The sequence below is a fragment of the Bdellovibrio sp. HCB2-146 genome (assembly GCF_047345725.1).
In the GTDB taxonomy this organism is placed as follows: domain Bacteria; phylum Bdellovibrionota; class Bdellovibrionia; order Bdellovibrionales; family Bdellovibrionaceae; genus Bdellovibrio.
Map to the genome: position 1 here is coordinate 272,813 of NZ_JBLEQP010000001.1, position 14,933 is coordinate 287,745.

The following is a 14,933-nucleotide window of genomic DNA, read 5'->3' on the forward strand; positions in this document are numbered from 1 at the left end:
TTCCAACAACCGCCAAGCGTCAAATTCGAAAAATCAAAGGCGCTCCTGGGTAGCAATTCAAAAAGAAAGGGAGAGTTTGCCTCTCCCCTTCACTGTTTGTTTTTAAGATCCGTGGATCCGCCCCTCTGGCCGAAATTGGGATATATTATGCAGCGAGTTGCAAATATGTCACCGGGCACCCTTTTGGGCGCCGTTTTAGGCGCAGCCTACTGTGGTGCCGCAGTTTGGGCAGCGGTAGCAGCCGCTGGTGAGGACTGTGTCGTTGCCGCATTCGGGGCATTTCATAGTGGGGCGTTCGATGGTGGTGTCTTCGCCGACTTTCTTTTTGGCGTTGAGCGGTTGGCTGAGTTTGCTGCCATCGCGGTAGACGGCAATAGCTTTAATTCCCAGTCTCCATGCGAGGAAGTAAATGTCGCTGATATCTCTTTCACTCGCATCGGCTGGGAGATTCACCGTTTTTGAAATGGCGCCGCTAATGAAGGGCTGTACGGCTGCCATCATGTGCACGTGACTTTCCGGCGAAAGAACACGCTGTCCAGGGGCTGCCGTCGCGCAATCAAAAGTCGCGACATCTTCAGGACGAACTTTTTCACAACCTTCAACAGTGTTGTGCTCGCGAATATAGTTCACGATGACTTCGATATCTTCCGGAGAATACTTCAAAGTTTCAAGTGCTGGAACCACCGATTGGTTGACGATTTGAATCTCACCACCGCCAACTAATTTTTTAAATTTAATCAGAGAAAAATCGGGTTCAATCCCCGTCGTATCACAATCCATCAGCAAACCGATTGTTCCGGTCGGCGCAATCACAGTGGCTTGAGCATTGCGAAGGCCGTGCTTGTTTCCGTTGTAAACAACACCCTTCCAAAGGTTTGCGACCGCTTGATCCAATCCATCCGGAAGAAAATGCCACTGGATTTTACTCACAGCTTTCTGATGCATTGTCATGACCTTCATCATAGCAGTTTTATTTTTTCTAAAACCATCGAAGGGGCCTTTTGCACGAGCCGCTTCTGAACTTGTCAGATAGGCAACTCCGGTCATAAGCGCTGTGATCGCCCCCGCCCAAGCACGTCCTTCTTCGCTATCGTAGGCAAGTCCCTTGCGCATCAAAAGACTTCCCAAGTTTGCAAAGCCCAATCCCAACGGTCGGAACGCATGAGAGTTTCGCGCAATTTCCAGCGTCGGATAACTTGCATAATCGACTAAAATTTCTTGAGCAACAAACAATGTCCGAGCAGTGTGGATGAAAGCTTCAAAATTGAATCGACCGTCTTCCTCAAGGAACTTTACCAAGTTAATCGAAGCCAAGTTACATGCGGAATCATCCAAGAACATATACTCCGAGCACGGATTACTTGAATGAATCGAATCAGTTTCAGGACACGTGTGCCACTTGTTAATCGTGTCGTGGAATTGAATTCCCGGATCCGCGCACATCCAAGCGGCATGTGTGATTTTTTTCCAGACTGCCGCTGAAGGCAAAGTTTGCAAAGATTTTTTTGTCACACGTGCACGCAGGTTCCAATCCTTTTGATCAAGGACTGATTTCATAAAAGCATCCGTCACGCGAACCGAGTTATTGGCATTTTGTCCCGCAACAGTGCGATACGCTTCACCTTCAAAGTCTGAACTTAAGCCTGCGGCAATCAGCATATGGGCTTTTTGTTCTTCCTTCATTTTCCATTCGATAAAATCTAAAACTTCTGGGTGATCGATATCGACGACCACCATTTTTGCCGCTCTGCGAGTGGTGCCGCCAGATTTAATAGCTCCCGCACCTCGGTCCAAAACTTCCAAGAATGAAATCAAACCCGAGCTATATCCGCCAGAATTCAGAGCTTCATATTTGCTGCGCAATTTTGAAAAATTACTTCCCGTACCAGAGCCATATTTAAATAACTTCGCTTCTGTTTTTGCGAGTTCAAAAATTCCTTCAATCGAATCATCCACACTTTGAATAAAACACGCCGAACATTGCGGACGTTCATAGGCATTTTGAGTTGGAACAATAGCTTTCTTTTTCTCATCCCAAGCAAAGTGTTCACTTGGAGAAACGATTCCATAGGCTTCCCACAACCCTGCATTAAACCAAACAGGGCTGTTAAAAGCACCTCGCTGCGTGAGTAAAATATATTTTAATTCCTTAGCAAAAATCGCCGCATCTTTTTTCGATGCGAAATAATTTTTTTGTTTCAACGACGAAGCCTCAATCGCATTCACCACACGATTGACCAAGGCACGAATTGAAGTTTCACCTTTGTTCCCATTCACACCACTTTTACGCAGGTATTTGCTTGCCGCAATATCAATTGCAAGTTGCGACCAAGCTTCCGGCGCTTCGACATTATTCATAGAGAAAATAACATCGCCTTTGCGATTGCGAATTTCACAATCGACTTTTTTCCAAGTGATCATTTTCTCGGGATCTTTTCCTGCAGGAACAAAAAAGGACGTGGCTTGAAGTGCTGTTTTTGTCATAGACATATTGTAGGGGTCTTTTCTCTCGAGGCAAGCTTTGTCCACGACGCCCATCGAACACATGAACTACAGAGTCTAGGTCCTTGGTCTCGCGTAAAGTTAAAACCCCGCAAGCTCCATTGCAATTCATTACGAGCCCTTGTTTGTTTCTTTACCTATCCCGAAGAAATAACAAATGAACTCGCGTTTGAGGTTAAAACAGATGGAGCAAGAGCAAAAGAAGTCCTTACTCATCATCAAGGGCAGCCCGACGGGCTTAGGCCCTGCTGAGGGCTTTTTGCGAAACCGTGACTGGAAAGTCAAAGCGACATCCAATCTTAAAGAAGCCTTAGTCTATCTTGTTCAAGAACAACCTGCCTTTGTGATGGTCAGCGTGGATCATCCAAACAAGAAAGTCCGCAACCTTCCTAAAGTTCTAACTCAAGCCTTCCCGGTTTGTGTGATTGCCTTCGCCGAAGAATCTTCGACGGCCTCCTATAAAAATCTCAGTGCCTCCGCGACAGAATATTTGATTTATCCACCCATCACAGGTCCCGCGATCGAACGAACTGTGAATAAGTACTACAAAGACCAGCAAACAAAGAGCGCCACCGCTGGTGCCCAAAGAACGCTTGCTGAGGGTGAAAAAGATGAATCAGGAATGATCAGTATCAAAGGCAGCACTGGATTTTCTGCGGAAAATGCGAAAAATATTTTAGCCCAAATGATGGCTGGAGACGGACCCGATCTTGCTGTCGGCTCCAATGCAGACTCTAGTGCCAACTCTGGATTTGCGTCAGGCAGCTTGTCGGAAAAAGATTCTGCAAATATGTCTTCCGGACAGCACAGCCCTGCGTATCGCCCCAACGAACAGGCTCCAGGAATAATTCCGTCGACGACACCGGGATACGTCCCCTCTCATTCTACAGACAGTAAAAACTCGGGAGTTCACCCTCACGGTCTCGGTGCGGGCGACGTCCTTGCTCCCGAAAGAGAATCCGGTCCCGCACAAGGAACATCAGCAATGTCTGCTCACGGCCATGGTGCCGGCAACTCTCTGAGTGCGTATGAAGAAAATGGAAGAGACTCTGCCCTCTCAAATCACTTTAATCGCAGTAAAAAAAATGACGGACCTTCCTGGGCGCCGGTCGAAGATCGCTCCAGTAAGAAAAAAGAAAAACCAGGCCCTGAAACTCATGATGACGAGACCACACGCGAAAAAGATTCTTTGATAGAGCGAGGCACCACAAATGCTTTGGACAAATCTTGCATTCAGTTAGCAACGACGAAGCCCGCTGAAATTGAACTGACGACAAACATGGCATGCATCATCGTCGAGTCCCCCCGCTTTTCAGGTTACCTGATCACAGCGATGGGTAAAAACAAAGTCATCGATGCTGGCTTTATAAATAAAATCCAAACGCGCTTATATAATTTTTTGAAAGAACACGGCGAAAAAGTCGCCAATGGTGAGTCGCTTAATTTGAAACTAAAACAAGTTCCGTTCATGCCTTGGGCTATTGAAAAAGCTGAATTTATGCGCAAGTCCACGCATCTAGGCGAGGAAGTGGCGATGGCCTTTTTTCCTCGCAATGAAATTCACGCGAAGTTCGGCGTGTCACCTGATGAAGAAATGGCCGCGATTCAAATCAGTGAATTTACAGGCAACACACCGGTGAATTTTAATCTGTATGTGCACCTGCCTAAGAACAATAAATACGTTCTCTATACTCCCCGTGGCGGCATCTTTTATGGCATTCAAAAAGATCGCCTTTCGAGTCAAGGAATATCGCATTTGCATGTGCTCAAAGCGGAAATGAAAGATCTGAATATCTACCGCGCAGAGACCTATCTCAACGAGACCATCGACGACTTTGAAAAGCAGCAAAATCCTCCCAAAAAAGCTGTGTAATACAAAAGCTTTCTTCTTGACCCCTTTTCACATTCACGATTAGCTGGGTCCCATGGATTTACAACTCTCTGCTGAAAAAAGCATCAAAGCTGCTGCTGCTGTGTATTTGGACTACAACGCGACAACTCCGCTTGATCCGGAAGTTTATCGTTTGATGGAACCTTACTTCAAAGAATACTTCGGCAATCCATCCAGCGCGAGCCATCAATGGGGTTGGAATGCAGAGAACGCAGTTCAAAAAGCGCGTATGCAGGTCGCAGGCTTTATCGGTTCCAAAGCCAGCGAAATCACTTTTACTAGTGGCGCGACTGAAGCGAACAACTGGGCGATTTTTGGTTTGATCACAAAACTGCGCGAAACCAATCCGCAAGAACCATTGCATTTTATCACGAGCAACGTTGAACACTCTTCGATTATGAAAGCCATGATGGCGGCGCAAAAAATGGGTGTTGAAGTTGATTTTCTTCCCGTGAATTCTTTGGGACAAATCGAAGTGGAGCATGTCGCTCGCGCGATAAAGCCTCACACTCGCTTGATGAGTTTTATTTGGGTGAATAATGAGATCGGTTCGATCAACCCGATTCCTGAACTTGCCAAACTTGCGAAAGAAAAAAATATTTATTTCCATACTGATGCCACACAAGCTGTCGGCAAAATTCCTGTGCATGCAACGAACATGGGAATTGATTTGATGTCTTTCTCTGGTCATAAAATTTACGGACCTAAAGGCGTTGGTGCACTTTACATTCGCTCTGCTAATCCGAAAGTTGAAATCAATCCGTTGATCTACGGCGGCGGCCAAGAAAAAGGACTTCGCTCTGGAACTTTGAATGTTCCAGCGATCGTCGGCCTTGGTGCTTGCTGTGAATATGGAGTGAAACATCTTGAAACTGAAAACGCACGCCTGACAGAAATGCGTGAGGCGTTCTGGAATCGTTTGCAGTTTACGTTTTCGGATATTCGCTTGAACGGTCATCCGAGCGAACGATCCCCGATCAATTTAAATGTGACTCTCCCAGGCTGTCGTTCCGAAGAACTGATTCCGCGCTTAAAAAAGGTCGGCATCAGCACCGGATCCGCATGCAGTTCGGGTTCAATGAGCATGAGCCATGTGCTTAAGGGAATTGGTCTGACACCAGAACAAGCGGCTTGTACGCTTCGCATTAGTATTGGCCGCTGGACGACGGAAGAGGAGCTCCATCAAGCCCTCGAAGCCCTTAAAACCGCTGTAGCAGGCTTAAATACGTAGTATTTTCATAATTTTAACTCTGAGTTGAGAAACCTCCCCCGGAGGTTCCCTTCTCTGCACTGTTTGTGCTATGATGGCCTTTCTCTCTGAAGGAGTTTCCTATGATCACGATCTCTCCAGAAGCAGTTAAAAAACTTGCTTCCCTCAAACAAGATGACGGCAAAGACGCCTCTGCACTTTTGCGTGTAGAAGTTAAAAAAGGTGGCTGCTCAGGTTTGTCTTATAAGATGGATTTCGTGAACGAGCCCCAAGCTGGCGATAAAGTTTTTGAATCAAACGGCGAAAAAATCGCAATCGACAACAACAGCTTGCTTTATATTTTAGGCATGACCTTGGAATATTCTGGTGGATTGAATGGCAAAGGTTTCGTCTTCAATAATCCAAATGCGACGAAGAGCTGCGGCTGCGGTTCCTCATTCAACGTTTAGTATTTTTGCCACTTCCGCCCGTAGCAATTACGGGCGATGAAAATTTTTTCTACTTGTCTTGATACTGACTCCTTAACAAGCTGTTATGTTCCTCAAACCCCGTTTAAATTCGTTTCGGCACTGAAAATGGAGCCAATCTTACACCGATTGGGTTGGCCATGGATTTGCATCAAGGGTCTTCGATTCTTAAACCTTGAGATCGGAGATTTCGGTGAAGTCAGTAAAAATCGCTCTTGCTCTTACTCTTGCCACTTTCACACTTTCCAGTGCGTTGGCTGAAGTTCAAGTTATCAAAACAGGCCCAGGCAGCCGTCATGATCGTCGTGATGATGATCGTTGGGGTCGTGGTGGAGATCGTAGAGACGACCGTCGTGATGAACGCTGGGGTCGCGATGACCGCCGTGGAGATTGGCGTGACGACCGTAGAGACGATCGCCGTCCAGGCCCGGGGTATGAAGACCGTGGTCGTGGCCCTGGTCACTGGGACAGAGATGGCCGCCGTCGCGAGCGTGAAGCTTGGAACAATCGTTTCCGTATCGAACGTCCTTCACGTCATTCTGGCTACCGCGATATGAACAACTGGCGTCCTCGTTACGACCGTTGGTACCGCGACTCTCGCCGCCCTTCTTACTTCTCACCTTCTGCTCGTATCCGTTGGAATCGTCCAATGCCTGCACCAGGCGCATGGAGATACAACCAACTTGAAAACATCGCTGACAATCTTGAATACATCAGCCGTGATGTTTATGAAACAATGGATCGCGTAGCTCTTTACAACGAATACGGTATGCGCTTGCGCCGAGTATTGGTTGGTTTGATTGATGCTGCTGATAACTTCAATGACTCTGTGAACAGCCGCTATGACTGGAATGACTCTTTGAGTGACCTGTTCTACCTCGAATCACAACTTGATTTGGCAGAACAAACTTTGAGTGGTTACTCTCAAGCTTACCGCGTACAAGACGAGATGGGCTCCATCCGCTACTACGTAAATGAGCTTCTCTGGACTTACCGCCAAAACTGCAGATAATAAAAGGTGCCTGCTTCTTTTTTGGGTCTACACCGCATAATAAAATTAACAAGCACTTCTCAAAAGGCCGTCCCCCGACGGCCTTTTTCTTTTTAGCGAGTTGAAACGAAACTTGCAGCCCGGTATCTTTTCAATCCTGTGTTAAAAAATACTATACTCAAAAGAAACACGAGTGATGTGCAGATCATCATTTCCGCAAAATGAATCCAGCCTGTTTCTTCTATCCACGTCATTGGCAATGTCGCGGTGATCGCAGCCGGAATCACATACAAAAGCATGCGTGATGGTCCATCGAGGATCTTTGTCACTGGATACATTGTGAAGGACAACGTGCTTTCAATGATAAAAAAACTCAGCTGAGCCCCGCGATTCACAAAGAACGCAAGCGTGCCTGCTGCAATAAAGATGGCGGCAAAACCGATGACAACCACGACACTTGCGAAAATGGCGCGCAAAACCCACTCGATATCACAAAGCCAGAAAAGTGCGATCAAGGTGACGACCCCTTGAAGCAAATCTCCCAAGGCCGTGGCGCTAGATTGGCTGATCGCAACTAGCAACAACGGCGATCTGGGTGTGCCCATCATCGGTTCTAGTTTTCCAGAGTCGATCATTTCGCCCATTTCGCGAAGTCCGCCTAAGAAGAAGTTCAGACTTCCCCAAGCGACATACGCAAGTGCCGTCATCGTTAGATAATATGGAAAAAGCGGTTTGTTTTGGGCTTTCCCGTCAAAAAGCATCAGCCACATTCCGTAGAGGAAAAAGACGTTATTGACGATCATCGTGATCATTGCAGCCCACAGGTTTACTTTGTTGGAAGCTTGTGCGCTCCAATTGTGTTTAAAGGCTTTTAACAATAGTACTGTCATTTAACCTCCAAAACTCTGGTGATGACGACGGGAGTTTTTGAAGAACCAGTGATTTAATAAAACTAAAACTCCTGCTTGCAGCAAAATGCGCACGATCCATTCAGTCGGCGTCATCTGATAGAAGACTCCTTTGATTGCAAAGTAGGCCGGTTGAAAAAACAAATCCGACGGAGGAAGTTGTAGCAAGATTGATTTTGCTGGTTCTGAAAAATCTGAAACCGGCGCGAAGACTCCACCGAAAACTAAAAACAACTTCCCGAATGGCAAGACTAAGTAATTCGTTACTTCCCAACGTACTTGCGCGGATGAAAACAATAACGAATACAAAACTTGCAGAAAGCCCAAGGGAATAAGTAACGATAACAAGCGGATGATGACCGGAAATGTGTCTTGAAGACTTATTCCAAATAATAGCATCAGAATGAAAAGCAGTGTCGTCATTACCAGACGCGATCCCAAAGTTTTTCCGTACAAGGCAGAACCTTGGGTCACAAGCCACGAACGCGGACGCGCAAGACTTATTGAAAAGTCGCCGCTCGCCTGCATGACATTGCCACTTCTCAGGAAGGTCATATAAAGGACTTCCGTCACACCGATGTATGCGAGCATTTCTTTATAAGTATAATTTCCTAAGTGGCCGTTAAATTTTTGCCACATGTGCGCCAGGATGAACATGAACACTGGGAATAATAAAAATCCCAAAAGTCCGTTGGCCAAGTTCGTCCATGATTCTCGAAACGCAAAAGTCGCGTTTCTAATGTGAAAACCGAGAGCACTCATCGGGCTCCCCTTTGTGCAAATCTTGCCCCTAAGACTTCCTCAAGACTTACCTCGAGAATTTGTAAATCTTGGAGCGCCTCTCCATAGTGTTGTGACAATCGAGAAATCGTCTCTGTCATTGGGATCTGCGAAGTGTGCATCTCGTATTTATGAATAAATTCTTTTCCACTTGAAAGAGAACGAATGCGTGCGTCACCTTCAAAAGCACGCGTGCTGCTTTCTGCCACTGTGATTTGCAAACGACGAACGCCACTTAAGTCACCTTTCAATCCTGCTAGAGGGCCATCGTATTGCTTTTGCCCGTGATCGACCAAAATGCAACGATGGCAAAGGGCTTCAACGTCTGATAAATCATGACTCGTCAGAAGCAACGTCGTTTTTTCTTCTTGCTGCCAAACACGAATCAATTCACGCAGTTTATTTTTTGCGACGACATCTAAACCAATTGTCGGCTCATCGGCCAAAAGAACTCTCGGGCGATGAATAAGGGCTGCAACCAATTCACAGCGCATACGCTCGCCTAACGAAAGTGTGCGCACACGCGACCGCAGATGTTGTTCAATCTGGAAAAGGTCAGCCAAGTGTTGAATGCGTTTTTTCTTTTCCGCACCCGTGACGAAATAGATCTCTGAGATCAGATCCAAGCTTTCGTAAACTGTCATATGCATGAAGAGCTGACTGCGAGTTCCAAATACCAATCCTAAAAGTTTGTTAGCGTCACGGCTCCCTGCTGACAACCCCATCACATGAGCCGCCCCATCTGTCGGAGTCAAAATCCCGCAGAGCATTTTGATTGTCGTGCTTTTCCCAGCCCCGTTGGAACCTAGGAACGCCACGACCTCGCCTTCTTGGATCTCAAAGTTCAGATCGCGAACGGCATAGAAGGTTTCGCCAGTTTTTTGGCGTTTTGGATACGTTTTAGAGAGTTGTTTTGCTGTGATTGAAAGCATGCTCTTACGTTAGAAGAGCACCCTAGGTCTTACAAGAAAGAATTTTTTATCGAGGTCACAAGAATTCCGAATGCCAAAGTGGAACTAGGCTGCGACTTTGCCTTCGAGGAATTCGCGGATGAACTTTGCGATATGTTCAGGGCGTGTTTTAATCACCAAATGTCCGCCACCTGTTAATGAAACGATATCTTCACAGCCAATTTGTTGAGCGAACTTACGATAGGTTTCGCGGCTGAAAAGTAAATCCTCTGTGTCAAAGATAAGTCGGACTTCGCCGCGATAGTTGACGAGTTTTTGACTCCACCCCTGCCATTTTTCTGTTCGCAGAATCCAAGCAAAGTGATGAATCAAGTGAGCTACGAACTGCAATTTACGGCCGTGAAGCTTATCGATTGCCGTCACACCTTCCGTTCGTTCATCACGGAAAATTTGCGCTGCTCTTCTTAAAAACGCGCGACCCATTGGCGTTGTCAGCATCAAATAAATCGATTTTAAGTTCAATGGAACGTTAAAGAAGAATCTTAACTCCAGCGGTTCAAAGTGTTTGATTGGTTCAACAATCATCGGATTGATGAGTACTAAATCCTTCACAAGCTCCGGATGAGTGCTCGCAAGTCCCCACGCAATCGCGCCACCAAAACTAAATCCCGCAATTGAAACTTTTTGATCCGGAAAATGCTCGCGAATAAATTCAGCAAAGATCTGAACTTGTTCCGAGAACGTCAGTTTATGGGTTGTGCTGAGATAAAGATGGCTGAGATTGGGAATGACGACACGATAGTCAGTCATCAGATTCTGCGCAACATGCTCCCAATGCTGAACCCCGCCCCCATAACCATGGAGCAGAATCAATATAGAGCCTTGTCCGCGTTCGCGGAATCCGATTTTCGTCATTCAAGTACATATCGGACATAAACCACAAGCAATAAACTGGACCAATCCAAAAAGGTGCCTGTTACTTATTTGTTACGCGGTGTAGACCCAAAAAGAAGCAGGCACCTTTTGGGTGCCTGGACTTAGGTCTTTTTGTCTTTTGGGTGTTGTTGTTTTTGGTCTTCTGGCTTTTCTGTTAGCAAGAAGGTGTCGTTGACGGCGTGGCTTTCGATTTGTTTTTGAGAGCGGAAGCCGCGGATTTTTTTGGTTTGGTGTTCCGCTCGCTCGACTTGTTCTGTGAGGTCGACTGTGATGTCGCCGAAGCAGCGGACTTGGCAGCTTAGGCGGCGGCCATCAATGAAGTGGCTTGAACCGATCAGGTTTAACTCTGCTTTTGTTGGAGGAAGCGTGTTGCTCTCTCCTTCGGTGATGCGCACGCGGCATTCTGCACACGACGGCACACCTTTACAGATCGAGCGGATCTCCAACTTATTCTCAGTAGCGATTTGCAAGAGACTCTTATTCGGAGTTCCTTCAACTTCAATACCTTGAGGAAGAAATTTAATTTTCATACGAGAGATCCTTTACCCGTCGCTCATGTTTTAAAAACTAAAACTACGCGACAACAATTTTCACAAACTTTTTCTTACCAGCGCGCAGGATGAAACTCTCACCCGCTTTCAAATCCAATTTCAATTTTGGATCTGAAACCTTTTCGCTGTTGATTTGTACGCCACCACCTTGGATCAAGCGCGAGCCCTCTCCATTGGAAGCGACAAGTCCCGCTTTCACCATCAACGCTGCCAAAGACAACGATTCAGGAGCGGTTTTGAATTCAGGAACTTCATCCGGCAAACCTTTGTCGACAAAGATACGATTGAATTCATCTTCGGCAGCAATCGCCGCTGCCTCAGAATGGAAACGCTTAATGAGGAATTTCGCAAGATCCACTTTCACTTGGCGTGGATGTTTGCGTTTTTCTTGAACGTCAGTTTTAAGTTGCGCTAGGCCACTAGCCGAAACGTCCGTCAAAAGTTCGTACCAGCGATACATCAAATCATCTGAAATGCGCATCGTTTTACCGAACATATCTTTTGGAGTATCGACAACGGAAATATAGTTATCCAAAGATTTGGACATCTTGTTCACGCCATCAATGCCCTCAAGGATTGGCATCGTCAAAACGCACTGAGCTTCTTGACCGTAAGCCGCTTGCATATCGCGACCGACGAGCAAGTTAAACTTTTGATCCGTACCACCCAACTCAACGTCTGCATGCAAAGCCACAGAGTCATAACCCTGAGTCAATGGATACAAGAATTCGTGAATCGCAATTGGAATGCCCGCCTTATAGCGTTTTGTAAAATCATCGCGCTCAAGCATACGAGCCACTGTGTATTGCGCCGACATGCGGATAAAATCCGCAGGCGTCATTTTGTTGATCCACGAAGAGTTGTAAACGATTTCCGTTTTTTCTGGATCTAAGATTTTATAAATTTGTTTTGCGTAGGTCTTTCCGTTTTCTTCGATCTCTTCACGAGACAAAACAGGACGAGTTGAGTTTTTACCTGATGGATCCCCGATTTGCGCCGTGAAATCACCGATCAAAAAGAAAACCTTGTGTCCCAAGTCTTGGAAAGTGCGCAATTTATTAATCACAACCGTGTGACCAATATGAATATCAGGACGCGTAGGATCCGCACCCAACTTAATATTCAATGGTTTCCCAGTCGCCTGACTGCGCTTCAGTTTTTTAAGCATCTCTTCATCATTGATGAACTCAGACACTCCAAACTTAATTCTTTCTAACTGTTCCTGAGGACTCAAGTTTGTCATATTCATTTACCTTAGCGTGCGTGCTCAACACTGCGAGTTTCGCGCAAAACTGTGACTTTCACTTGGCCCGCTTGCGGAACCTCGCGCTCAATCTTACGAGCGATATCACGAGACAACATCACAGCTTGGTCGTCAGTCACTTTACTGCCTTCAACAAGAACGCGAACGTCCTTACCTGCTTGCAGAGCCAAAGTTTTCAAAACGCCATCAAAGCTGTTACCGATGCTTTCAAGGTCCTGCAGACGGTTCACGAATGAATCGATTTGTGGACGACGAGCACCTGGACGAGCACTAGACAGCAAGTAAGCTGCATGAACAATCCAAGCTAAGATTGAATGAGGTTTTTCCTCCTCATCGTGAGCACGGATGGCGTGGCAAACGTCTTCAGACTCATTGTATTTTTTCGCGAACTCTGAACCAACTGCTGCATAACTGCCTTCAGCTGTGTGATCAATTGCTTTACCAATGTTGTGTAAAAGACCTGCACGGCGTGCGATCTTCACGTTCACACCCAACTCACCTGCAAGCAAGCCTGCGATTTGCGCGACTTCCAGAGATTGGTTCAAAGCGTTTTGACCTTGGTAGTTACGGTATTTCAAGGCGCCGATAATTTTCACAAGTTCCGGATGAATGTTGGCAAGACCCAATTCCATCACGTGGCGTTCGCCTTCTTCTTTGATGGATTTCATCAGCTCATTACGTTGCTTCTCAACCACTTCTTCGATACGTGCTGGATGCACGCGACCGTCTTCCATCAATTTTTCAATCGTACGACGAGCCAGCTCACGACGAACCGGATCGAAACCAGAAATGACCACAGCCTCTGGAGTATCATCGACGATCAAGTCCACACCGCAAAGCGCTTCAAGAGTGCGGATGTTACGACCTTCGCGGCCGATGATTTTACCTTTCATTTCGTCACTTGGAAGTGCCAAGACGCTGACTGTTCTTTCAGATGTGTATTCAGAGGCGAAACGAGACAACGCCACTGCCAAGATGCGTTTGGCTTTTTTCTCAGCTTCCTTCTCAGCCTCTGCTTCGATTGCAGCAATTGTTTTTGCTGCTTCTTGTTTGGCTTCATCTTCAAGAGCTGACAATAATTGGCGGCGAGCCTCTTCTTGATTCATGCCAGCTACTGTTTCGAGTTTTGCTTTCAACGCGACAATTTGTTCTTCGCCTTTTTTCTCGAGATCTTTGATACGAGTTTCCGAGATGGCGATTTTTTCTTCACGGTCTTTCAAAGTATTGAGGTAACGATCGTTCTCCTCAGATTTTGCTTTGTACTGGTCGTCGATTTCTTTCAAGCGACGCTCTAATTGCGACTCTTTATTTTTCAAAGTCGACTTTTGCTTATGAATGTCAGCTTCGACATTCTTACGAGCGCGGGATTCAAAATCCTTTGCTTTTGTTTCAGAGTCTTTTTTAAGCTTCGCAGCTTCAGACTTTGCCTTGTTAACAATACGTTCCGCTTCAATGCGCGCTGATTTTTTTGTGTTCTGATCCTGCAAACGTTTTACAAAGAAAACGGCAAATCCACCTACAAACAACGCGATCACTGCCGCAATAACAACTTCCATGATCCTTACTCCTGACCTTCACTGTCACTGTACCTACGGCAATCGAAACTTCCTGATTCGGTGATGATCCAATCAACACGGATATCATGGGGTTCCATCGGCAGCGGTTGTTCGACCAGTTGAAAATCGAAACACACCCCGACTTTTAATCCGGTAAAGTTCTCAAGGCTTTTATCGTAAAAACCCATTCCTTTTCCCAGACGATTGCCGTTCTTATTAAACGCTAAACCGGGCACGAGCAGCCCTTGGACTTTATCGAGATTCACAGGTTGAGAATCCGCAGACGGTTCCCGAACTCCATATGGACCAACGACAAAGGAGGAAACTTCACAGAACTCTAAGCGATTGTCTTTCATCCGTGGAAACACCCAATGCAGGTGATTCACCTTGTGAAAGACTTCTACTTCCGCCTCACGCGGCAAAGCTCGATAAGCTCCCCAGACACCCGATTGATGATTTAAAAAATCATGCAACTGGATATCAAGCTGCTGTTGGTTTTGAACAAGCCCTCGCGCGAATTCTTCGACGCAAAGAGATTTAAAGAAGGACCGACAGTCCTTTTTAGAGCTCCAGGAAGACACGGATACTCCAAGAAACGCAAAAGGTTAGTTGTTCAAAACCTTGTTGTTCTTGGAATTTTCAAGATCAATAGAAAGCTGCAAAGCACGCTCCTCGAGTTTTTCTAACTCGCGATGTGCTTTTCTTTTTAAAAGAATCAGTTCTTCCGCGACGTTCATCGCTGACAAAACAGCGGCATTTTGGAAAGAACCGTTTTTGGTAACTGCCATGGCTTGATTCATTTTATCGTTTACAAACTCAACGAGCTCCTGAACAGTCGCATCGTCATGAGAAGTCTTTAGTTTGTAGGGGACACCCGCAATAAGGAAACTGTAGGTTTTTTTCTCAGATGTCACATCCACCTCTAACGAATTTGCCCTTAATCTACCTATTCTCTAAGCCTTTTAA

At 46.1% G+C, this 14,933-nt stretch carries 14 protein-coding genes; 4 read left to right on the top strand and 10 right to left on the bottom strand.

Annotated features, from left to right (window positions below; genetic code table 11):
• Positions 1–195: 195 nt before the first annotated feature.
• On the bottom strand, positions 196–2,484 hold the full coding sequence (locus ACLWOR_RS01300) for a vitamin B12-dependent ribonucleotide reductase (RefSeq protein ID WP_413938855.1): 2,289 nt from the start codon (positions 2,482–2,484) through the stop codon (positions 196–198).
• A 175-nt stretch (positions 2,485–2,659) separates the two neighbouring features.
• Between ACLWOR_RS01300 and ACLWOR_RS01305 the strand changes: the two genes are divergently transcribed.
• From ACLWOR_RS01305 to ACLWOR_RS01320, 4 genes are all read left to right on the top strand, one after another.
• A complete protein-coding gene (locus tag ACLWOR_RS01305) occupies positions 2,660–4,375 on the top strand; it encodes a hypothetical protein (protein ID WP_413938856.1) in 1,716 nt (571 codons plus the stop codon).
• 52 nt (positions 4,376–4,427) lie between these two features.
• Positions 4,428–5,624 (top strand): cysteine desulfurase family protein, encoded by a 1,197-nt coding sequence (locus ACLWOR_RS01310; RefSeq protein WP_413938857.1) that lies wholly within the window; start codon positions 4,428–4,430, stop codon positions 5,622–5,624.
• A gap of 101 nt (positions 5,625–5,725) precedes the next feature.
• A complete protein-coding gene (locus tag ACLWOR_RS01315; protein ID WP_413938858.1) occupies positions 5,726–6,052 on the top strand; it encodes a HesB/IscA family protein in 327 nt (108 codons plus the stop codon).
• 211 nt (positions 6,053–6,263) lie between these two features.
• A complete protein-coding gene (locus tag ACLWOR_RS01320) occupies positions 6,264–7,082 on the top strand; it encodes a hypothetical protein (protein ID WP_413938859.1) in 819 nt (272 codons plus the stop codon).
• Positions 7,083–7,174: 92 nt separating this feature from the next.
• Here the strand turns inward: ACLWOR_RS01320 and ACLWOR_RS01325 are convergent, their stop codons facing one another.
• The 9 genes from ACLWOR_RS01325 to ACLWOR_RS01365 form a co-directional block, all read right to left on the bottom strand.
• The gene (locus ACLWOR_RS01325; RefSeq protein WP_413938860.1) at positions 7,175–7,951 is read right to left on the bottom strand and encodes an ABC-2 family transporter protein; all 777 of its coding nucleotides are present in this window, start codon (positions 7,949–7,951) and stop codon (positions 7,175–7,177) included.
• On the bottom strand, positions 7,952–8,731 hold the full coding sequence (locus tag ACLWOR_RS01330; RefSeq protein ID WP_413938861.1) for a hypothetical protein: 780 nt from the start codon (positions 8,729–8,731) through the stop codon (positions 7,952–7,954).
• Positions 8,728–9,681: an ABC transporter ATP-binding protein gene (locus tag ACLWOR_RS01335; RefSeq protein WP_413938862.1), complete on the bottom strand. Its 954-nt coding sequence runs from the start codon at positions 9,679–9,681 to the stop codon at positions 8,728–8,730. The genes ACLWOR_RS01330 and ACLWOR_RS01335 overlap by 4 nt, the downstream gene beginning before the upstream one ends.
• Before the next feature lie 84 nt (positions 9,682–9,765).
• Positions 9,766–10,575, bottom strand: a complete 810-nt coding sequence (locus ACLWOR_RS01340; RefSeq protein WP_413938863.1) for an alpha/beta fold hydrolase — start codon at positions 10,573–10,575, stop codon at positions 9,766–9,768.
• A 122-nt stretch (positions 10,576–10,697) separates the two neighbouring features.
• On the bottom strand, positions 10,698–11,126 hold the full coding sequence (locus ACLWOR_RS01345; protein ID WP_413938864.1) for a 2Fe-2S iron-sulfur cluster-binding protein: 429 nt from the start codon (positions 11,124–11,126) through the stop codon (positions 10,698–10,700).
• Positions 11,127–11,169: 43 nt separating this feature from the next.
• The gene (gene tyrS / locus ACLWOR_RS01350) at positions 11,170–12,390 is read right to left on the bottom strand and encodes a tyrosine--tRNA ligase (protein WP_413940743.1); all 1,221 of its coding nucleotides are present in this window, start codon (positions 12,388–12,390) and stop codon (positions 11,170–11,172) included.
• Positions 12,391–12,401: 11 nt separating this feature from the next.
• The gene (gene rny, locus ACLWOR_RS01355; protein ID WP_413938865.1) at positions 12,402–13,967 is read right to left on the bottom strand and encodes a ribonuclease Y; all 1,566 of its coding nucleotides are present in this window, start codon (positions 13,965–13,967) and stop codon (positions 12,402–12,404) included.
• 5 nt (positions 13,968–13,972) lie between these two features.
• The gene (locus ACLWOR_RS01360) at positions 13,973–14,548 is read right to left on the bottom strand and encodes a 5-formyltetrahydrofolate cyclo-ligase (protein WP_413938866.1); all 576 of its coding nucleotides are present in this window, start codon (positions 14,546–14,548) and stop codon (positions 13,973–13,975) included.
• 24 nt (positions 14,549–14,572) lie between these two features.
• Entirely contained in the window at positions 14,573–14,881 is a 309-nt protein-coding gene (locus ACLWOR_RS01365; protein WP_413938867.1) for a cell division protein ZapA, read from the bottom strand.
• Between the last annotated feature and the right edge of the window lie 52 nt (positions 14,882–14,933).